This window comes from Candidatus Alistipes pullistercoris (genome assembly GCF_027665465.1).
Classification (GTDB): Bacteria; Bacteroidota; Bacteroidia; order Bacteroidales; family Rikenellaceae; genus Alistipes_A; species Alistipes_A hominis.
The window spans coordinates 82,396-102,950 of the sequence record NZ_JAQDED010000003.1; the positions used below are offsets into that span (position 1 = coordinate 82,396).

16 protein-coding genes, 1 tRNA gene and 1 pseudogene are annotated in these 20,555 nt (G+C 50.5%); 9 read left to right on the forward strand and 9 right to left on the reverse strand.

All coding sequences use genetic code 11. From position 1 onward, the window contains the following. Positions 1-551: 551 nt before the first annotated feature. The 3 genes from PGR91_RS05945 to PGR91_RS05955 form a co-directional block, all read right to left on the reverse strand. Positions 552-1,040 (reverse strand): helix-turn-helix domain-containing protein, encoded by a 489-nt coding sequence (locus PGR91_RS05945; protein ID WP_055203977.1) that lies wholly within the window; start codon positions 1,038-1,040, stop codon positions 552-554. A 643-nt stretch (positions 1,041-1,683) separates the two neighbouring features. After that, complete coding sequence (locus PGR91_RS05950) at positions 1,684-2,070, reverse strand: HIT family protein (protein WP_055203979.1); 387 nt, start codon at positions 2,068-2,070, stop codon at positions 1,684-1,686. 22 nt (positions 2,071-2,092) lie between these two features. Continuing rightward, positions 2,093-3,832, reverse strand: a complete 1,740-nt coding sequence (locus PGR91_RS05955) for a phospho-sugar mutase (RefSeq protein ID WP_055203981.1) — start codon at positions 3,830-3,832, stop codon at positions 2,093-2,095. Between the two features lie 219 nt (positions 3,833-4,051). Between PGR91_RS05955 and dnaA the strand changes: the two genes are divergently transcribed. The 6 genes from dnaA to PGR91_RS05985 all read left to right on the forward strand — a co-directional run bounded on the left by dnaA (position 4,052) and on the right by PGR91_RS05985 (position 10,434). Further along, positions 4,052-5,467, forward strand: a complete 1,416-nt coding sequence (gene dnaA / locus PGR91_RS05960) for a chromosomal replication initiator protein DnaA (protein ID WP_055204531.1) — start codon at positions 4,052-4,054, stop codon at positions 5,465-5,467. Positions 5,468-5,615: 148 nt separating this feature from the next. Further along, positions 5,616-6,077 (forward strand): thioredoxin-dependent thiol peroxidase, encoded by a 462-nt coding sequence (gene bcp / locus PGR91_RS05965; protein ID WP_055204532.1) that lies wholly within the window; start codon positions 5,616-5,618, stop codon positions 6,075-6,077. Between the two features lie 40 nt (positions 6,078-6,117). After that, positions 6,118-7,134, forward strand: coding sequence for a recombinase RecA (recA, locus tag PGR91_RS05970; protein ID WP_118656531.1), 1,017 nt, complete (start codon positions 6,118-6,120; stop codon positions 7,132-7,134). A 128-nt stretch (positions 7,135-7,262) separates the two neighbouring features. Then, a complete protein-coding gene (locus tag PGR91_RS05975) occupies positions 7,263-9,491 on the forward strand; it encodes a RelA/SpoT family protein (protein ID WP_101570771.1) in 2,229 nt (742 codons plus the stop codon). Positions 9,492-9,493: 2 nt separating this feature from the next. Then, on the forward strand, positions 9,494-9,973 hold the full coding sequence (locus tag PGR91_RS05980) for a hypothetical protein (protein ID WP_101570769.1): 480 nt from the start codon (positions 9,494-9,496) through the stop codon (positions 9,971-9,973). Positions 9,974-9,984: 11 nt separating this feature from the next. Continuing rightward, positions 9,985-10,434, forward strand: a complete 450-nt coding sequence (locus PGR91_RS05985) for a DUF2867 domain-containing protein (protein ID WP_101570768.1) — start codon at positions 9,985-9,987, stop codon at positions 10,432-10,434. Between the two features lie 267 nt (positions 10,435-10,701). Here PGR91_RS05985 and PGR91_RS05990 read toward each other — a convergent pair whose 3' ends face one another. From PGR91_RS05990 to PGR91_RS06000, 3 genes and pseudogenes are all read right to left on the reverse strand, one after another. Continuing rightward, positions 10,702-10,878 carry a hypothetical protein gene (locus PGR91_RS05990; RefSeq protein ID WP_182424181.1) on the reverse strand — a complete coding sequence of 59 codons (177 nt, stop codon included), beginning with the start codon at positions 10,876-10,878 and terminating at the stop codon, positions 10,702-10,704. Next, positions 10,862-11,581, reverse strand: a complete 720-nt coding sequence (locus tag PGR91_RS05995) for a hypothetical protein (RefSeq protein ID WP_182424180.1) — start codon at positions 11,579-11,581, stop codon at positions 10,862-10,864. Before PGR91_RS05995 ends, PGR91_RS05990 begins: the two co-directional genes overlap by 17 nt. Positions 11,582-11,714: 133 nt before the next feature. Beyond that, positions 11,715-12,385: pseudogene (locus tag PGR91_RS06000) on the reverse strand (recombinase family protein). Between the two features lie 515 nt (positions 12,386-12,900). On the opposite strand from PGR91_RS06000, the gene PGR91_RS06005 reads away from it, so the two are divergent. Further along, positions 12,901-12,971: transfer RNA gene (locus tag PGR91_RS06005), tRNA-Cys, on the forward strand. Positions 12,972-13,374: 403 nt separating this feature from the next. Here the strand turns inward: PGR91_RS06005 and PGR91_RS06010 are convergent. Further along, positions 13,375-15,129, reverse strand: coding sequence for an Ig-like domain-containing protein (locus PGR91_RS06010; RefSeq protein ID WP_220452160.1), 1,755 nt, complete (start codon positions 15,127-15,129; stop codon positions 13,375-13,377). 1,376 nt (positions 15,130-16,505) lie between these two features. On the opposite strand from PGR91_RS06010, the gene PGR91_RS06015 reads away from it, so the two are divergent. Beyond that, positions 16,506-16,901: a hypothetical protein gene (locus PGR91_RS06015; RefSeq protein ID WP_147387395.1), complete on the forward strand. Its 396-nt coding sequence runs from the start codon at positions 16,506-16,508 to the stop codon at positions 16,899-16,901. A 70-nt stretch (positions 16,902-16,971) separates the two neighbouring features. Here the strand turns inward: PGR91_RS06015 and araJ are convergent, their stop codons facing one another. Both araJ and PGR91_RS06025 read right to left on the reverse strand, forming a co-directional pair. After that, positions 16,972-18,120, reverse strand: a complete 1,149-nt coding sequence (araJ, locus tag PGR91_RS06020) for an MFS transporter AraJ (protein WP_101570746.1) — start codon at positions 18,118-18,120, stop codon at positions 16,972-16,974. A 126-nt stretch (positions 18,121-18,246) separates the two neighbouring features. Then, positions 18,247-19,857, reverse strand: coding sequence for a BACON domain-containing protein (locus tag PGR91_RS06025; RefSeq protein WP_055204024.1), 1,611 nt, complete (start codon positions 19,855-19,857; stop codon positions 18,247-18,249). Positions 19,858-20,356: 499 nt separating this feature from the next. Here PGR91_RS06025 and PGR91_RS13565 point away from each other — a divergent pair, with 499 nt between their 5' ends. Beyond that, the gene (locus PGR91_RS13565) at positions 20,357-20,515 is read left to right on the forward strand and encodes a hypothetical protein (protein ID WP_153498025.1); all 159 of its coding nucleotides are present in this window, start codon (positions 20,357-20,359) and stop codon (positions 20,513-20,515) included. The last annotated feature ends 40 nt before the right edge of the window (positions 20,516-20,555 follow it).

The window sequence follows — 20,555 nt, forward strand, 5'->3', positions numbered from 1 at the left end:
GTAAATAAATTTTAGGGTAGTTTTTTTCCGTTTCCAGGAAGGGAAGCGCGTAACTTCCCGATGCGATAGTTGATTTTTTACAAAGTTTCCACCTCCTTTTATTGATAAATTATTGTATATTATATGTTTGGATTACGAATATAAAAAGCAGGGGATCTATTTAGGTTCCTTATAAGAGTCTTTTTTATTCTTCGATGACGTAATCCTTAAGCATTATTTAACATAATATATATTATAATCAAAAATATTTCCGAATCGTAAGAGCGCCGCAAACGATCGAATCATGTATGAATTATGCAAATCGATTCAGAGATAACTGTCCGTATTTTCAGGCGAACCGCGATCGGTCGGCGAATCGTGAGATCGGCCGCCGACTCTTGTTATTATTAATGGGAGATCTTTTTTAGCATAAAATAAAGATGTCCGGAATATCGGGATGTAATCAATGAAATACCGGGCAAGAATCGTTTTCTCCGAACGCAATCCGGTCTATAAGGGAATCGTAGAAAGGTCTATCAGGGGTTACATTATGTTAAATTATTTTCTGTTTTTTACCGGGGCTTGTAAGAGATGCAGGTGCCGTTCTTCAGGAAGATTACGATGCGCTCGATGTCTGGCTCCGAGAACTCGGTTTTCGATATCTGTTTTTTTGTATCTATGGATGGATGGTTGGTTGGTACTTCCGGGGAAGTCGCACCGGGAGTTCCCGGAATCTTTCGTTCCGGTTGGCCGACCGAAGATTCCGTTGCCGGGATATTCGCCGTTTCAAAAAGATTCGCGGACAGCCGGAATTCCTGCGACGGATTCGGATTCGGCGAAGACGAAACATCCGGACGGTATGCGGAACCTTTCCCCAGTAGAAACCATTCCGGATTTACTTTCGGGAAACGTAACAGCATTTTTTCGATAAACTCGAAACTGGGTTTATTGCGTCCGCTGATGATGTGCGATATGGTCGCCGGTTGCACTCCCAGAATTTCAGCCAGACGGGAAGCCGATAGCTTCTCCATTTCCATAAATTTCAGCAATCTTTCCCGCATATTCGGATTTTTTACAAAGTTAAACAGTTTTACAAAAATAAACAAACCGTATTTCACGAATGTAAATACATATGTAAAAAAGGATAAGTTACATGTGTGAAATATTGGAAACGGAAGAAGACCTCGAAAAGGAAGGTCTTTTATTTAATATAAATTAATTATTTATTTTATATAATATATAATACTGGTTTTCAATGACTATAATCTTTAATTGTCGTTGTAATACGTCTTTTGCATGTCAGTTAAATCACGTTTCGATTGATTATATCATTATTAAGTTTATGTAATAAGATTTACAGTACTGATTTTTATGTATTTGTATATATAATATAAATATTTTTACATGAATTTATCGTGTTTGATATTTGATCTTTATTTCATATTTTACAGATGTATTTATAGTTGACAAAATCGAGTTGCATCGGGGTTTTGGTTACATTTATGATTAAACGCTCGGTATTTACAAGTGTTAATTTTACAAAAGTGGAAATACCAGGGCGGTTTTATCCTATTTTTTTACAAGAATAATCCCTACCCTGCCGGGACTTCGATTGGATTCTTATATGGAGAGATTTCCTGTTTAATTATGTTAAATAAAAAACGGAACCTCTTCAGGCTCCGTTTTTTGAATTTAAGTGTTTTATTATAAGCTGATTGTCTTTGCTATTCGTTGGAATTCCTCCGGGGTGAGTTGGAGTTTTTCCCGATGAAAATCGACGTCTTTTTCGCTGTTAATCGGTATCAGGTGGATATGGGCATGCGGAACTTCGAGCCCGAGAACGACGACGGCGACTTTTTTACAAGCTATATTAGCCTGTATTTTACGCGCGATCCGTTTGGCGAAAACCATCATGTCCGCCAGCGTCCGGTCGTCCAAGTCGAAAATATTGTCGGTCTCCTCTTTCGGGATGACCAGCGTGTGACCCTTTGCAAGCGGATTGATATCCAGAAATGCAAAATATCTGTCGTCCTCGGCTACCTTGTAGCACGGGATCTCCCCTTTTACGATACGTGTGAATACGGAAGCCATTTTTTACGGTTTTTGGTTCGGTTTAAATCAGTTTCATCTCCTGTTTGATCGATTCGATCTTACGTTCCATCGTTTGGCGCGTTTCTTCGAATTTATCTTCGCAGCACAATTCTCCCCGGACGCCGAAATAGAATTTGATTTTCGGCTCGGTGCCCGACGGACGGATTGATACGATGGTCGAATCCGCTGTGATGAACTGCAATACGTTCGATTTTTCCATATCGATGGGCGTTTTGCGGCCGCTTTTTACGTCGAGCGATTCTCCGGTCAGATAATCCTTCACGGTGATTACGGGCGATCCTCCGAGGCTTTGCGGCGGATTGTTCCGGTACTGGGTCATCATTCGGGCGATTTCCTCCTGTCCCTCTTTGCCCTGGCGGACGATCGAGACGAGCGCTTCGTCGAAGAAGCCGTATTTTACGTAGATTTCCTTCAGTAGGTCATACAGCGTCATTCCTTGGCTCTTGGCCCAGGCTGCGGCCTCTGCGGCCAGCGAACAGGCGCTGACGGCGTCCTTGTCGCGGACGAAATCTTCGGCGAGAAATCCGAAGCTCTCTTCTCCGCCGCAGACGTACTGCATTTTCCCTTCGAGGTTGCGGATGACCGTGGCGATATACTTGAAGCCGGTCAGGCATTCGAAATGTTTCACGCCGAACGATTCGGCGATTCGGGCGACCAGTTCCGTCGTAACGATCGTTTTGACGATGTACTCCCGGCCGTGAAGTTTTCCCAGTTCGCTCCACCTTCTTACGATATAATATACGAGCAGGGCGCATGTCTGGTTGCCGTTCAGCAAGATGTACGATCCGTCGCGGTCGCGCAGGGCCATCCCGATGCGGTCGGCGTCGGGGTCGGTGGCCAGGACGATCTCCGCCTGTTGCCGGGCGGCCAGGTCGATCGCCATTTTCATGGTCGCGCGTTCTTCCGGGTTCGGGGACGCTACGGTCGGAAAGTTGCCGTCCGGGATATTCTGTTCTTTTACCGTGACGACGTTCGTAAAGCCGAATTTGCGGAGCGATTCGGGGACGAGGATGACTCCGGTTCCGTGTATCGGCGTGTAGACGATTTTCAGGTCGTGATGGGCGGCGATGGCTTCGGGCGACAGCGACAGCGAATGAACGGCGTCGAGGTAGATCGCGTCGAAGGTTTCGTCGAGAATGACGATGTTGTCTTTGTGTCCGTTGGTGAGCACCTGATCCGGAGACGTGATCTTTTGCACCTCCGCGATGATGTTTTTGTCGTGCGGAGCCACTACCTGAGCGCCGTCGTTCCAGTACGCTTTGTAGCCGTTATACTCTTTCGGGTTGTGCGAGGCGGTGATGACCACGCCGCTGTCGCATTCCAGCTTGCGGATGGCGAAGCTCAGCTCGGGCGTCGGACGGAGCGAGTCGAACAGGTAAACCTTGAATCCGTTCGCTGCGAAGATGTCGGCGACGCGTTCCGAAAACAGCCGGCTGTTGTTGCGGCTGTCGTGCCCGATAGCGACCTTGATCTGCTTACCCGGAAAGGCTTTTTTCAGGTAGTTCGCAAGGCCTTGCGTAGCCATGCCGACCGTGTAGACGTTCATCCGGTTGGTGCCTACCCCCATGATGCCGCGCAGGCCGCCCGTGCCGAATTCGAGGTCTTTGTAGAAGCTCTCGGTCAGCTCGCCCAAGTTGTTATCCATAAGATATTTGACTTGCTTTTTCGTGTCTTCGTCGTAGTTTCCGGAGAGCCATTTTTCGGCTCTCTCCTTAACGATTAAATCCAAATTTCCACTCATAATCTTATTTGTTTTATTTATACGAATGCTTGTTTCGGTTGAAAAAAGTTATAAACAAAGATACGGATATTTTTTTGAATATTCTATATCAAACGGTTAAGTTTTGACTCTGCGGGAACCCTTATTTTTCTATATAAATATTTGCACAACAAACAATAGAGAAGAAAATTTTTTTTAATGAATTTATTTACAATTTTGTCTTCCGAAACAGACAGGATGATGATAGTTAATAACCAGACATACGGTGATGTGTGGCAAAGTTGTTTGACCCGTATCCGCGAGCATACCTCCGACGAGGAGTTCGCCAAATGGTTCAAGCCGATCGTGCCGCTTGATTTTGACGGGGTGACCTTGAAACTGAAGGTGCCTAATGAAAGTTATGTGTACCATATCGAAAAACACTTTATTCCGCTTTTGCGTCCGATCATTCACCAGATGTTTGGCTTGAAGACCAAGCTGCGTTATGCCGTGCCGCGTACCGAACAGAGCGCTCCTACCGTAGTGACGGATGCCGACATGACGGCCATCAATACGTTCGTCACGCAGTCCGATACGACAAATATAAAGAATCCTTTCGTTATTCCGGGGATTCGCCGGATCGTAATCGACCCGCAGTTGAATCCGAACTATACGTTCGATACGTTCGTGGAGGGCGAATGCAACCGACTTTGCCGTTCGGCCGGGCTGTCGCTGGCCGTGAATCCGGGCAATACGCCTTTCAATCCCTTATATATTTACGGAGATTCGGGGTTGGGAAAAACGCATATCGCGCAGGCGATCGGCATGGAAATCAAGCAGCGCAAGCCGCAGATGCAGGTGTTGTACGTGTCGATGAACAAATTCCAGGCGCAGTTCCAGAACGCCGCGCTGAAGGGGGAACTGAACGACTTCATTCATTTCTATCAGATGCTCGACGTCCTGATTATCGACGATATTCAGGAACTGGCCGGGAAGGATAAGACGCAGAACGCTTTTTTCAATATTTTCAACCACTTGCACCTGTCGAACAAGCAGTTGATCCTGACTTCCGATAAACCGCCCGTCGAGCTGAAAGATATCGAACAGCGGCTGATCACCCGCTTCAAATGGGGGCTTTCCACGCAACTGTTGCAGCCCGATTACGAAACCAAGGTGAAGATCATTCGTAACAAGGCCGTGAAGTTGAATGCGGAGGTGCCGCAGGAGGTGGTCGAGTTCTTGGCCGAGAATATCAACGCCAATGTCCGGGAGATCGAAGGGGCGCTTTCGTCGCTCGTGGCCAATGCCTCGTTCCTGGGCAAGAAGATTTCGATCACGCTGGCCCGCGAAATTCTGAAAGTATACGTGCAGTTCAATCAGCGGGAAATCACGATCGAGCATATCCGCAAGGTCGTTTGCGAATACATGGGACTCAGTGCGGAGGTGTTTAATTCTCCGAAACGGACGCGCGAGATCGCGCAAGCGCGCCAGATAGCGATGTACCTGAGCAAGCAGCACACGAAGGCTCCGCTGACGACCATCGGCGCGGCGATCGGCGGCAAGAACCATGCGACGGTGTTGCACGCCTGCAAGGCGATTTCGAATCTGATGGAGACGGACAAGGTGTTCTGCCACCAGGTGGAGGAGATCGAAAAGAAGGTGCTTGCGCGGTCGTAGCGCTTTTCGGAAAAAGGTGCGCTCCGTAGCGGGCGACGCGGTGAAAAGTTTTTCTGGCGTTATATTTGACCGGAAAAACTTTTTGACTTTCCCGGAAATGTGTATCTTTACGAACAATAGGCACCGGAATTTTTAAATGCGAAAGAAAATGGCAAAACTGAAAACGGGAGATCCCGCTCCGGCTTTCGAAGCGGTCGATCAGGACGGCAATATGAAAACGCTGGCCGATTACCGCGGCCGCAAGTTGATTCTTTATTTTTATCCGAAGGACAATACGCCGGGTTGTACGGCCGAAGCCTGCAGTCTGCGCGACGGGCGGGATACGCTGCGGCGAATGGGTTTCGAAGTGGTCGGCGTGAGTCCCGACAGCGAAAAGTCGCACCAGGGCTTTATCGCAAAGCAGGGGTTGAATTTTACGCTGTTGGCCGATACGGACAAAAAAATCGCGGAAGCCTACGGCGTGTGGGGCGAGAAGAAGTTTATGGGAAGGACGTTCATGGGGATTCTGCGGACGACGTTCGTGATCGACGAACAGGGCGTGATCGAGAAGATTTTCGATAAAGTGCGGACGAAGGATCACTTCGAACAGATCGTCGAAGCTTACCAGTAAAACCGGAAAAATTTGAAACAAGACTACTAAACGAAAAAATATGGCAGAAAAGGAGAAGCCTCAGGTGAATCCTGAGAAGCTCAAGGTATTGAGCGCCGTGATGGATAAGATCGAGAAGGATTTCGGGAAAGGCGCCATCATGAAAATGAGCGACCGGGCGGTCGACAAAGTCCCGGTCATCCCGTCCGGGTCGGTAACGATCGACCATGCGCTCGGGATCGGCGGGTATCCGAAAGGACGTATTATCGAGATTTTCGGCCCCGAATCGTCGGGTAAAACCACGCTGGCTATCCACGCGATCGCCGAGGCCCAGAAAGCGGGCGGAATCGCCGCATTTATCGACGCGGAACATGCTTTCGACAGCACGTATGCGCAGAAGCTCGGCGTGGATATCGACGACCTGCTGATTTCGCAGCCCGACAACGGGGAGCAGGCGCTGGAGATCGCCGACCACCTGATCCGTTCGAGCGCCATCGATATCGTGGTGATCGACTCGGTCGCCGCGCTGACGCCGAAGGCCGAAATCGAAGGCGAGATGGGCGAATCGAAAATGGGGTTGCAGGCGCGACTGATGTCGCAGGCTTTGCGTAAACTGACGGCCAATATCAGCAAGACGGGAACCGTTTGTATTTTCATCAACCAACTTCGCGATAAGATCGGCGTGGTTTACGGGAATCCGGAGACTACGACGGGCGGTAATGCGCTGAAATTTTACGCCAGCGTCCGGGTCGATATCCGCAAGGCTTCGGTGATCAAAGACGGAGAAGAACAGATGGGCGCGCGGGCGCGTGTCAAGATCGTGAAAAACAAACTGGCTCCCCCGTTCCGCAAAGCGGAATTCGATATCATGTACGGCGAAGGAATTTCGAAGATCGGCGAGATCATCGACCTGGGAGTGGATCAGGGAATTATCAAGAAGAGCGGCTCGTGGTTTTCTTACGGCGACAGGAAGATCGGACAAGGGCGCGATGCCGTCAAGGAGGCGTTCAAGGCCGATCCTGAGTTTGCGGCCGAGGTGGAGGCCAAAGTGCGCGAAGCGCTTGTCGCCGCCGGTTAGCGGGCGCGGGTGCGGTACGGCCGGCGGGAGACACAGCCTGATTCCGTCCGGGGCGTACCCGAAAACATGTTTTGTCTTGTCCTCGGCGGGCAAGGGATTGATGTCGGCGTATGTAAAACGGGAGATTGATGGGTTATTCGCAGGAAGATGAACGCATGATTGGCGAGCAGTTTGACAAACTGATGCGGAGTTGTGCCAAAATCTGTAAAAATGAATATGACAGGGATCTGATCAAACGGGCCTTTTTCTTGGCGAAGGAGGCTCACGAGGGAGTGCGCCGCCGTTCCGGGGAGCCTTACATCGTGCACCCGCTGGCGGTGGCCCGGATCGTCGTGGATGAAATCGGCCTCGGCGTCAAGTCGGTGATCGCGGCCTTGTTGCACGATGTCGTCGAGGATACCGACTATACGGTGGAGGATATCGAAAGCCGTTTCGGACCCAAAATCGCGCTGATGGTGGACGGACTGACCAAAATGTCGGGCGTTTTCAAAACCAGCGCTTCGGAGCAGGCGGAAAATTTCCGCAAAATGCTGCTGACGCTTTCCGACGACGTCCGGGTGATCCTGATCAAGATCGCCGACCGGCTGCACAACATGCGTACGCTGGAATCGATGCCTCCGCATAAGCAGATGAAAATCACCAGCGAAACGATCTATCTGTTCGCTCCGTTGGCTTACCGCCTGGGGTTGTTCGCGATCAAAAGCGAACTGGAGGATCTGTCGTTGAAATACCGTTTCCCGGAAGATTACCGGCAGATCGAAGCCAAGATCCAGGAAACCGAAGCCGACCGGTCGAAATTTATCGAAAAATTCAGTCAGCCGATTATCGAGAAGCTCAAGGGCAACGATATCGACTTCGAAATATCGGGGCGCGTCAAGTCGATCTATTCGATCTGGGCCAAAATGCAGCGCAAGCATATCGCTTTCGAAGAGATCTATGATCTCTTCGCGATTCGCATCGTGTTCCGGCCTTCGCCGCTGATTCCCGAAAAGTCGCAGTGCTGGCACATCTACTCGTTGGTAACCGATATTTACAAGCCGAAACCGGATCGGATCCGCGACTGGGTGAACATTCCGAAAGCGAACGGTTACGAGGCCCTGCACTCCACGGTGATGGGTCCCGACGGCGTGTGGGTCGAGGTGCAGATTCGTTCGCAGCGGATGGAAGAGATTGCCGAGCGGGGATTCGCCGCGCATTGGAAGTACAAATCGGGCGAGTTGTCGAAGGAGGAAGGCGAATTCGACCGTTGGATGAAGCAGGTGCGCGAAGCGCTGAACAGCCCGACGGACAATGCCGTCGAATTCCTCGACAATTTCAAACTGAGCCTTTATACCTACGAGATCGTCGTGTTTACGCCGAAAGGCGATTCGCGGACATTGCCTCAGGGCGCTACGGCGCTCGATTTCGCTTATGAGATTCATACGAAGATCGGCAACAGCGCGATGGGCGCCAAGATCAACCGGAAGATCGAATCGATTTTCGCACCGATCAGCAGCGGCGACCAGATCGAGATCATCACGTCGAAAAATGTGAAGCCGAAGGCCGAATGGCTCGATCATGTGATTACGACCAAGGCCAAGCAGTCGATCATGGTTTTCCTGAAAAAGGAGAATCTCAATAACATCGCTAACGGGATCGTGCTGTTCGAAGGAAAGCTCAAGGAGTTCGGCATCGTGCCGAGTGCCCGCGTGTTCCGGAAAGTGCTGCCTGCTTACGACTGCGCTACGAAGGACGAGTTTTACAGCAAGTTGGGGGCCGGCATCCTGAAACTGGACGGGATCGAAAAGATCCTGCGCGACAATCCTGCCAATAAGATTTTGAAATTCTGGACGTTGCAGATACCGAATCCATTCAAGTTCCTCGGAGGCGACGATAAGAAAAAAGGGAAAAAGGTAATTGACGGCGCATCGCCGGAGGATGCGGACGATCCGGAGTTCGAGATCGCCCCGTGTTGCAATCCGATTCCGGGCGACGAAGTTGTCGGTTACAGCAATCCCGATACGCACAAGATCGACGTTCACAAGAAAAACTGCAACGAACTGATTAAACTGGCTGCCCAGCACGGCAATCGTCTGACGCCGGTCACCTGGTCGAGCCACAAGGCGATGTCCTACCTGTCGATCCTCGAGTTGCGCGGAATCGATCGGATCGGGATCCTGATGGAACTGTCGCAGGTGATTACCGGCGAGCTGAACACGAACATCCGGGAGTTGCATATCCAGAGCCACGACGGTATCTTCGAAGGGCGGATCAGCCTCTATGTGAAAAATATCAAGGATCTGAAGATGATTATCGACAAGGTGATCCGGATCAAGGGGGTCGAGCAGGTAAACCGGGTGGAAAATAAAATCGAATAGCTATGGATCTGAAAGAGTTGCTTCCGGTACTTCTGATTACTGTCTTCGCAATAATTTCCGCTGCGAAAAAGAAAAAACAACCGGTTTCCGAAAGCGAGGAGCAGGCGGATACCGCTCCGTCCGATTCTCCGTGGGACGACCTGATGCGCGAACTTAAAAAAGGGGGCGGAGCCGATACGGAATCTGCGGCCGATTCGCGTCCGGTGCAGCGGACTGTTCCGGATGCGGACGCGCTGCCGACGGAGATGCTGTCTTACGACGACGAGGCGATCGAAGCGTTCGAGAACCGTACGGTCTTTTCGTACGACGACATGGTCGGAGATAACGCGCCGGAGCCGATGTCTACCGCGGATCAGGGGAATTCCCCTACTCCGCAGCTTGCTACGGAGCCGGAACCGGCTTCTTCCGAAAGGGCGTTTCCGGGCGGTTTCGATCCGAAAATGGCCGTGCTGTATTCCGAAATTCTCAAACCGCGTTTTTAAATTTTTTCAGCATGTATTCCGATGCGGATTCCGCCGAACCGATCCGGGCCGATTATTCGGACTCTTACAGTCTCGACGTAAACTCCGATGCGGAATTGCGTCCCGGGAAACTGTTGGAATCCGTTTTCTCCGATACTCCGCGCTGGGTGAACGGGCTGATGAAAATCCGTAATGCGCTCGTTGCGCCTTTCGGTTTGAAGACGGGAGAATCCCGTGTTTTCCGGAAAGCGATCGTCGAAGAATCGGAGCGGGAAGCGGTACTGTCCAATGACGATAAACATTTGATCTTTACGGTCTCGCTCAGCGTGCTCCCCCGTCCCGACGGGGTGCGGCGAATCAGTATTTCCACGGCGGTGCAATACCATAACCGGCTCGGCCGGATCTATTTCGCACTGATCCGGCCGTTTCATCGGATCATCATCCGCCGTATGCTGCGCCGGATCGCTTCATCGGTCGGCTGACGGCAGCGTCTCCCGGACAGGATTACTCTTTTTCGATAAAGGAGCGCTATGTGCGGTAGCCGTCTAACGGGGCGTGATGCACGAAGGTGCAATCAATTGAAACGAAAGTTGAATATCGTTTTGACAACTCGTTTTCGCAAAATTTAAGGGCGTAAAAAACAAAAGCGACATAACAGTCGCTTTTGTTTTGTTTGTGTACATAGTTTAACCCCTATCGGGTAATCGGTGTTTTATCGGGTTTGGGTCACTCCAACTTGACCCCCTGCCTTATTCGGCGACAACTTCCCATTTCAAATCGCCACCGCCTTCGATCGTCTGCCACTTGTAACCCGTGGCCGGTTCGTAAACGACCGAGGTTGTATGGTTATAAGCTTTGCCGCTGAATTTACCGCCTTTGAGAATTACGCTTCCGGTCGGCAGATCAACGTCATTGTCGCCCGACACGACAGCGCTCGTTCCCTCGATCTGCAACCCCCCCGGACCGGTCATTGGCTGCGGAAAACTCTCCGCCCGTAATCGTGACTTTCGCGCCGTTGGTTATATATAACGCATAAAAGGCATCTATCTGCCCCGGCGTATTTACCGTGTAATACTTGCCACTGCTGATGACCGCATCCTGACAACTTTCAATGGAGATGCCGCCCTGAATGCCTTTGACCTCGCAACCGTCGATTCTTACTTTCGAGCCGAACAGACGCATTGCGTAAGCCCAGTGCGTACCGTTATCCTTATTTGAGGAAGTAGATTCGAAATAACTGTCAACAAGGGTGATCTCTCCGCTGGCGACGTCGCGTCCCATACCGCAGACGGTGAACTCGCCCGAAATGATCCTGGCGTTCTTTATGGTTACATTCGCATCATTCCAATAAGCGATTGCCGCACTATTGTAAGGATGCCCCGTTGATGAGTTTCCATGCCAATGGTATTCGGGGTCGTTAATCAGGGTAACGCCGTCGATAACGCACTCTCCGCCCATGACATGGATCAGCGATTTCTGGTAGCCGTTACCCAGGTCGCTGTTGTCCTCCGAAGTATTGTCTATCGTACCCTCCCCGGTCAGAGTTAGGCCCTTTTCAGCCGTCAGGAAGTTGGTTATCTCGTGGTATATGAATAAAAGGAGGTGTAAACCTAAAAAGCAATGAAACATACTTTTGGCAATTTGTTGTGTGATATATATTTGCAATATTTATTTGGAAATCGTTTCTAATTTCCGTAAGTTTGCTGTTGTAAACCAAGAATTAAGCCCGAAGTTGTATCTTCGGGCTCTTGAAATACCACGCTCAGGTAAGCGTTTGTAAGCGATTGCTGCGGAAACGCCGTACCCGTCGCATTTCTTTCTCCCGGAGAGCTTGCTGTACCGATGGGTAGCTCCGGCGGAATTTATCGAAGGTGTCCCGCGAGAGATCGAAACGTTTGCATATGTCGGTGACGGATTTGTCCTGATGCAACATCCGGATAACGTGCTGCCGATTCTCGGTCAGCAGTTGAACTTCGTATAACTGCCCTTTCTGCGGCCAAGCACCACGCCTTCGGCTTTGCGTAGGGCCAGCGCCTCTCTGGTGCGCATCGAGATCAGGTTGCGTTCGATTTCGGCGACCAATCCGAATGCAAAACAAAGCACTTTACTGTTAATGCTGTTGTCGAATGTGTAACCCTCTTTGGTCGTGTAAAGATTGATCTCCTTTTGCAGGCACCTGCCCATGATCGCCATCACATCCGTGAGCGTCCGGCTCAGGCGCGAGATTTCCGTTACGATCAGCGTATCACCCCGTTTCATCTTACGGAGCAAAGTCCCAAGTTTGCGGTCCTGTTCCCGTTTGCTGCCACTGGCCACTTCCGTAACCCAGTTGTCTACGATCCAATTCCGACTCTCGGCGAAACGCCGGATCTCGTCCTGCTGGTTGCCCGGATTCTGTTTCCCGGTGCTTACCCGTAAATAACCTATTATCATATTTCGTTTGATTTTTCTGGGCAACGTCGCCCAGGCGCACAAGGTATGATTATGGTTGTACTTGCTGAATTTTCACCGTTTCCCGGCATACCGAGAAACGTATTGAATAACAGAGACCGGATCTAAATCACGCTTTACTACTCCCTGAAACACAAAAAGTCCAAAATAAATAATGAAATGATTACATCAGGTGGTAAGCGATGGATGCAGGAATCGTTTATTGAAACATGCCGTCACAAAGTAAATCGGGCAGAGAAGAGAAACAGTACAATTACCGGCTGATCTCCAGTTGTGTTCTCCCTGTGTTGGACGGCGAAAAAGTTCATATCGGCCGAATGTCCGCCACGCTTCGTTGCGAAAGGTGCCGAGATCGATTTTATATTTCGCGGTACGTTTTTATCCGTTTCCGAACAAAAGCAGCACACCTTAAAGGAATATCCGTATGAAAATGGGAGATTTAGTCCTGTAAAATTTTGGGCGTATGAAATATTATCGTATATTTGCACTCCCGAAAGGGTCTGATGGCCGAGTGGCTAGGCACAGCTCTGCAAAAGCTGCTACAGCGGTTCGAATCCGCTTCAGACCTCGACAAAGCCGCCTCACAGTGCACTGTGAGGCGGCTTTGTTTTAAATTTGTACGGCATTTTATTTGATGGAATTAAAAACAGATAGGACAATTTCCGTGATAATATCACTTAGCAATCATCAAAAAGGGTATGACAATAGCTGGGAGCATTTACAATCCCGAATCTGAGTAAAGAAATATGGACAAAATTAAAAGAATATAGATTCATAAACGATAGTGAATTTCCGGGAATCCGTGCAGATATTTTTATGCTTTTACCTCGTATTAACTGCTCCGCAATGGCAAACACATAAAATCAGAGCATCCCACATTCGGAGGGATGCTCTTTCATATAATTTGCGTATCGTTAAAAGATAGATTAAAAAGTTATATCGTAGTCTGTCTTCTTTAGTTATACAAGAAATTAGCGGTAGGTAAACGAATAGACGGCCGAATTCGTACCGCGATCCAGTTCGGTATCTTTTCTGTTTTTGATCTCGTATTTATATCCTGCTTCAGGGTATTCGGGATGGACGGGTTCATTACCTACCACGATGTCGTATTCATGCTTGATTTTGGCCACGGTTGCGTGTGCTGTGACCGAAGCGACCGTACCGTCGTCGTTAAAGACGTAATCCAGGCGCTCCTCCGTGTCCTCGACATAAGTGTAGTATTCGTAACTCTTATGAACCTTCACATTGGGCTCCGGATAGCCAGGAGTAGCGACAGAGGCTCCTTCATCGTCACTCCATCCGGTAAATATTGTCGTGTAACGGTCCATACCGCGACCCGCCAGGCGCAGCAGAGCCAAGCGCCCGAGCCGGCCCGGCACCTCTCCGTCTTCGGTTTCTTCCAATAGCATATCCGGTAAAAAGAGCATATTGATGTCCAGATTCAACTTGTCGTTCGGCGTCTGGTTGAAATATTGCTCGAACCCGGACACTTCGTCCGGCTGAGCTCCGTCGGAATAGGAACCGCCCGACAGCACACCGTCTTTATAGGTATACGTGTTCCACGTATTGGAGTAGGCGACGCGCGAGATACGGTCTTCGTCGTTATATTCTATCTCATAGGTGTAAAACTCATAATTATCTTCGTCATGGGAATAGGGATGCGATTTGCCCTGTCGGATGTATCCTTTGTCGTTCAGCAGGACGTCGTAGGTTTGTGTTCCGGCGTCCGACCACCGATCCTCGATGCGGAGACGATCCGGTGCCGAGTAGTCGATGTTGCTGACCAGTTGGCTCGAACCTTCCGGATCGTTGGTGGGGCGGATGTCGATCGTATATGACGAAACGCGATTATGGTCGTCGTATTCGAACGTATAGGTCGCCTCCTCTTCATCGTGATCCGAAGTGGGGAGTTGATTCCAATAAGTTACCGTGCGTTCGATCCGGCTGACAAGAGCGTAGCTCGAGGGATCGGGTACGACAGGTTCGTCGTTGCCCACCGTTACCGCGCAAGAGGCCGACACTTCTTTGTTAGAGGAAGAGGTAGCCGTAACGGTCGCCGTTCCGTCGGCTATCGCGGTGATTTCGCCGGTTACGGGATTTACGTCCGCAACGGCAGGGTTGCTGCTCGACCATACCACCGATTTGATCGTGGCGTCGGCAGGCTCTACGGTGGCGGTCAGCGTCGTTTTAGCTCCTGCATCCAACGAAAGTTCGGTTTTGTCGAGGGTAATCTTCGTCACTTTGACCGGCGGCTCGTTCTCGCTGCCGTCTTGCTTGGTTCCCTCCTGAACGACCGTTACGGTAAAGGTGTTGTTGCCCGAACGGATGGTAATCGTCGCCTCGCGCCGTTCTCCCGTATAGTTCTGGTCGATCTCGATGCGGAGCGTAATCGTCCCGGCCCCGCCGCTATAAGCCTCCTTGTCGCCGTTGTAGAGTTTCAGCCAGACTACGTTATTGCCGTTGTTGTCTGCAGCCCGTGTAACGGATTTTGTTTGTACGGATGCCAATGCCGAAGCCTGCGCCTGCACTTCGTTCACGGTCGCCGTCCAGGGGGCGCCGGCCGTGAACGAAAAGCCGCCGCCCGTACTCTCGTTATCGGCATAGGCGTTTTGTGTAAGTTGTTCTTGTGCGGGCGGAGTGAATGGCTCGCCTTCTCCGCCTTCGTTTTTGCTGCAACCGGCAAGAATCGCCGTTGAAAGCATCAATAAAAACAGATGTTTTTTCATTTGTATAAATCGGTTCCGCCCGTCCCCCGGCGGAGTTTTAGTTACACATAAAAAGACGTGGGACAGTACCTTTTTATCTGCTTCTGAGGTCTACCACAACCTGCGATCAAATAAATGAGTAAAGCCCACGTTTCCGCAGGCATTAACTTTACTCTTGATCGCTTTAAAAGTGGTAATTTCAGAAGCAAGAATAAAAGCTAACGCTTTTTATATTATGTCTTGTATATTTCCGTTTATGCCATAGGCTCGCCTTTAATTAATTGGTTTATCGCGGTAAATATACGAAAATTTGTCTAATATATTAATGAAATGCCGGGTTTAGGATTTATCTCATCCCCATTCCCCGACCCTGCTCGCGGTCTTTGATCTTGATTCCGATATGCTCCAAAAACTCTTTCGCCTTTTGCCGGAACCATCTCAGAATCGGTATTTGGTCGATGAACAGTTGAAACCCTCTGGGGCCTTTCTCATCCTTTGTGAGCCTCGCTTCGGCATTTTCTGCATCGAAATGTTGGGAGTGTTCGCTTGAATATAGACTACTGGAAAAACGGACGGGCCGCATGTTCACGAGATTACGGGCCTATCCGTCGGAGAACCCTATCGCTCGGCAATACTCTCCCCACTTGATAAGTTGAGGCGTTCGTCTTACTCTAACCTATTCAATGTTAAATTTAATACCCAAAACGCGAATTACAAAGAATTATCCGATTTACTTTGATTCAGATGAAATTCTATTGCCAGCCCAAGCCTGAAAAATCGTGAGCCGTTTATAAATATCTATTCTGACTAAAGCCAGAGGGAATATACATAGCATACGACCACGTTTGCGCTTTCATAGCAATAACGAACTCTTACATTTGTATTCCCTATATCCGATAGCGATTCAATTGCGGATTCTACCATTTACAAACGAAGCGCAATAGGTTCATCATTGCCAGACCCAATGCGGGTGCCACGGCAGTTGATATGGCCATCGAAAGTCCGTACATGCCCAGCCCTTCTCCCATGCGTTCATGCGGAATGATGTCCGTCACTCAGGTGGAGGAGGCGTTGCTCGATGCCGCGTGAAACAGTTTTCTTCTATCCGTATAAAATCAGATTGGCCGATTCATTGGTTTTCATATTGGATCTTCACGCCGGCGACGGCGCTTTCGTTCGGGTATTGTCTTACCGCCGAAGGAAGCGATAACCCCGACACATGTATATACTATCCTACCGGTTTCAGTCCCGTTTTGAATTACAAAGTTACTCCGCGGGGCCTTTTTATAATCCATAATTCGAAGGAGAGGAATTTCGTTGAACTGTCTGCATCGGATACTATGCCTTTGTTAAAGGTTGAGTTGCCTGATTACGTCGATGTAAAACGTCGATCGGTATTGGAGAAATATATGACTTCGTTGTGGAATTCATCGATTGCCTATCAAGAAGAACCGAAAATAGCCGTAAACGTGTCCCAGCTCGGAGATCTTTTGGAGATATATAAGCAGGGGCATGACGGGATCATTTCAATAATAGGCGAAGGAGGCGTACCGGACGTCATCCGGGGAGCGGATCGTAAAGAAATGATTGAACTTGTACGGCGAGGTAAAAATGTTCCGGATGGCTCTGATCAACTATTGGTATATGATCTTGACGGTACGATGCTTCGGAAATATAAATTGAATCGTCGCGTGAACGGATTCGATATAGATACGGTCAATCAGGTGCTGGTCATGGTGAATTCGAACACCGAAGCGCCGATGTATACTTTCCCGCTTCCGGAAGGGTTTTAGACCGTTTCTTATCTTTTTCAGACAGATTAAAGACACATATCAAATACGGATCTTTCGTCTTCCGCACGGTTTACCGACTCCGTTCGTATTTGCGGTGGAATACGGTCAGCAGGACGAAACCGGCCAGGGCGAAAGGCGCTCCGACCAAAGCCGGATACTGGTATCCCAATCCCGCATCCAGCGGCAATCCGCCGCAATAGGCTCCGATGGCGTTTCCGAGATTGAATGCTACCTGCACGCTTCCGGCGCCGAGCATTTCGCCGCCTTTGGAGTAGCGGATCAACAGAATTTGCTGCGGGCTCGATACGGCGAACAGTCCTGCGGTGCACAGACACATCAGCAGTGCGCCGAGCCAGGCCGTATGTGCGGTGAAGAACAGCAATAGCAAGATTACGAAGATCGATCCCTGCGAAACGGCGGCGACCCGGCCCGGAGTGAACCGGTCGGACAGACGGCCGCCGGTCAGGTTCCCCACGACCATACCGAAACCGGCCAGTATCATCAGCAGGGTCAGCCTGTCGGGGGAAAATCCCGAAACGTGCACTAACATCGGACTGACGTAGCTGTACCAGCAGAATACGCCGCCGTTGCCGAGCATCGTGGCGAAAATGAGCAGCCACGGGGCCGGTGATCGCAGGAAGCGGAACTGCCCCCGGAATCCCGTGTCCGGTAGATTTTCCACCGGCGGAATCCATCGCCAGATGTAGTAAAGGACGATCATTCCCCAGCATCCCACCAGCAGGAAAGTGACTCTCCATGAAAGCATCGAACTGAGCGCCGTACCCAGCGGAACGCCGAGCAGGTTGGCGATCGTCATGCCGGCTATCATGATGGAGACCGCTTCGGAGTCTTTCCCCTTGTCCGCCAGTTTTTCGGCAGCGATCGAACCGACCCCGAAATAAGCGCCGTGCGGCAGTCCCGAGACAAACCGAGCCGCCATCAGCGTCCAGAAATTCGGGGCGAGGGCCGCACAGACGTTTCCGGCCATGATGACGGCTACCAGTACCAGCAGGATGCGTTTCAATGGGTGTTTGCGGGCCAGGATCAGCATCGGGGCGCCTACGCATACGCCCAGCGCGTAGGCCGAGATCAGGTGTCCGGCTTCGGCGATGCTGACGTGCAGGTCGGACGCTATGTCCGGCAGAATCCCCATCATCACGAATTCGGCGATCCCCAGCGCCAGGGTTCCGAAAGCCAGCGCAATAAGACTCTTTTTCATCGACAGACGTTTTTCCGGCTGCAAAGGTAATAAAGCGAAGCGTCCCGGAGAAAAGATTTTATGAAACAAGCCAGTCCGTTCGCAAATGAACGGACTGGCTTGTTCGGATACGTTTTTTCTGGAGGATTATTCGTCCAGTTTGAACGTGATCAGCAATCCTTTGTGGTCGCTGGGCCAGTGTCCTCCTGCGGGGGCGATGAATTCGTCCTTGCTGTCGTTTTCCACCCGCTGGCTACGGACGATTGTGCCGGACGGCCCTACGATTTGGGCTTTCTCGACGCTGAGCCCCTGTCGGGGATAGTAATAAACGAAATCGATCCGGTCGCGTTCGTCGGCATCGCCGGCCCATACCAGCGTGCTTACGTCGACGTCTTTGTTATCGGCCGGCCAGGTAAGCCCCGGATAATCCACGACGTTCGGATACGTTTCGCGGTAAGCGTCGATGAATCCGTTGTCGTACATCAGCATGGAGCTCTGCCAGTTCACTACGCAGCCGTTGTGGTCCCATAGATCTTTCGTATCGGCCTGCCAGTCGAGGTGGGAAGGTTCGTTCAGGTCGCCTGCGAAGAAGACGAGCGCGCCTTTGGCGATCTCGTTTTTCGCATCGTCGATGAATTGCTGGGTCGACTGCGGACGTCCGGACAGCCGGTTGCGTTCCAGGATCAGGGCTACGTCCGTATTCGGGCCGGTAGCCATTTTGCTCCAGTCGCCGTTGTTGCCCCCGTCGTTGTACCCGCGCGGGTAGTAGCAGGAGTAATAGACGTAGTTGGCATGTGAGGGATAGACGGCGATTCTGCGGCCGTCGACATTGCAGACCCCTTTGAACATCCATTCGTTGATCTTCTGCGTTTCGGTAATCCGGTATTTCGACAGCAGTCCGCGGCCGTCCACGCGGCTTTGGTAATAGGTCAGCCCTTTTTGTTTCAGTGCGTCCACGAGCAGGGGCATGATCGCTTCGTCCCCGCCTTTGTACAGTTCGCAGAACGTAGCGAAATCGGGTTGCAGCGATACGATCTGGTCGACCAGCGCATTGAAAGCGTTCGGAACTTTCGTACATTCCATCCACAGGTTCAACTGCAGCAGCGTCAGCCTCGGCTCGCAGGCCTGCTTAACGGTTACCGTGACGTCGTTTCCTTTTGTCGGCGAGAACGTGATCGTGCCGGTACGTTCTTTGTCCGTATCGTTGGCCAGCACCTGGAACCGGATCGTGGAGTCTTTCATCGAAGATTTGGCTTCGGCCGGGAGAATCCATTTTTCGGCCGATTTGTCGATCGTGTGCTCGTATCCGACGTTTGCCGATACTTTGACGGCGATCAGCGTGTCGCCCGGTTTGAGGTTGAACAGTTGTTGTTCGATGACGACGCCTTCCTGGGTGTCCTGCGTGATTTTTATGCTTTTGCTTTCGGTGCCGCAGGTTACGGTCAGCGTCGCTTCGCGCGCTTCGTCGTAGGAGGTGTTTTTACCGACCGACAGGTTTATCTGGGATTTTCCGGCTTTTCCTTTCAGCGGAGTCGCATTGAGCCATTTGCCGCTTCCCGAAACGTAAACGACTTCGGCAGTCCACTCTCCCGGCGCTTCCAGCGGAACGTTTTTGTTGGCTCCGGCCACCGGAACCGCCCAGTCTTCTTCCGAAAACTGGAACGTGTAAGTTTCGCCCGGCGCTTCCTCGCTTTTACCGCATTCGTAGAACATGACGGACAAAACAGTCAACAAACTGTACAGAATTACTTTTTTCATCTAATTATTTTTTGATCGAAAATGTTGCATTTTTGTTAAAAAGTTTCACAAATATGCTAATTATTTTGCGTTTTTCGAAGATTTACTCTCGTTTTTAGCGGTCCGTTGCTCTTACCGATACGGCGATATGCAGCTTTTTCTTTTATGGTTCAGTACGTTGGAGGCCGTTGAAAAATGATCGTTTTGCAGGAATATATTTTTCATATCCTGTTTTTTTAACGTGTTTTTTTCCGATTTATTACCATCTTAACCGATAAAATATTTGGTTTTTTCGTTGAAACCTGGAGTCGTTCGACAATCTTTGTGAAAAAGTGTATCGCTGCCTTCGTCCGGGCGGGACGTTCGTTTTCTCGGTCGGGCATCCGGTCTTTACGGCGCAGGGACATGAAGAGTGGTATTGCCGGACAAGGTAATCGACTGCACTGGCCGGAGTTGTTTCAGTCAGGGGCGGCGCGTTTCGAACTTTCTCGGCGAACAGGTCGTAAAGTACCATAAAACGTTGACTACTTATGTAAACGGACTGATTCGACAAGGGTTCGGGATTACCGGGCTGGTCGAGCCCGAACCCGGCGAGAAATTGCTGAGAACCGTTGCCGGGATGAACGACGAGCTGCGTAGGCCGATGATGTTGATCGTATCGGCCGTTAAAGAGCGTTGAGGCGACGGACGTTTTCTGCGGGATGCGTCCGCCGGCTGCG

What these genes read in the sequence shown, in the direction of transcription:
- PGR91_RS05980 (WP_101570769.1), top strand. Translation starts at nt 9,494, where the DNA reads ATGGATCTGAAAGAGTTGCTTCCGGTACTTCTGATTACTGTCTTCGCA.
- bcp (WP_055204532.1), top strand. Translation starts at nt 5,616, where the DNA reads ATGGCAAAACTGAAAACGGGAGATCCCGCTCCGGCTTTCGAAGCGGTC.
- PGR91_RS06025 (WP_055204024.1), bottom strand. Translation starts at nt 19,857, where the DNA reads ATGAAAAAAGTAATTCTGTACAGTTTGTTGACTGTTTTGTCCGTCATG.
- PGR91_RS05995 (WP_182424180.1), bottom strand. Translation starts at nt 11,581, where the DNA reads ATGTTTCATTGCTTTTTAGGTTTACACCTCCTTTTATTCATATACCAC.
- recA (WP_118656531.1), top strand. Translation starts at nt 6,118, where the DNA reads ATGGCAGAAAAGGAGAAGCCTCAGGTGAATCCTGAGAAGCTCAAGGTA.
- PGR91_RS05975 (WP_101570771.1), top strand. Translation starts at nt 7,263, where the DNA reads ATGGGTTATTCGCAGGAAGATGAACGCATGATTGGCGAGCAGTTTGAC.
- PGR91_RS05945 (WP_055203977.1), bottom strand. Translation starts at nt 1,040, where the DNA reads ATGCGGGAAAGATTGCTGAAATTTATGGAAATGGAGAAGCTATCGGCT.
- PGR91_RS05985 (WP_101570768.1), top strand. Translation starts at nt 9,985, where the DNA reads ATGTATTCCGATGCGGATTCCGCCGAACCGATCCGGGCCGATTATTCG.
- araJ (WP_101570746.1), bottom strand. Translation starts at nt 18,120, where the DNA reads ATGAAAAAGAGTCTTATTGCGCTGGCTTTCGGAACCCTGGCGCTGGGG.
- dnaA (WP_055204531.1), top strand. Translation starts at nt 4,052, where the DNA reads ATGATAGTTAATAACCAGACATACGGTGATGTGTGGCAAAGTTGTTTG.
- PGR91_RS05955 (WP_055203981.1), bottom strand. Translation starts at nt 3,832, where the DNA reads ATGAGTGGAAATTTGGATTTAATCGTTAAGGAGAGAGCCGAAAAATGG.
- PGR91_RS05950 (WP_055203979.1), bottom strand. Translation starts at nt 2,070, where the DNA reads ATGGCTTCCGTATTCACACGTATCGTAAAAGGGGAGATCCCGTGCTAC.
- PGR91_RS06010 (WP_220452160.1), bottom strand. Translation starts at nt 15,129, where the DNA reads ATGAAAAAACATCTGTTTTTATTGATGCTTTCAACGGCGATTCTTGCC.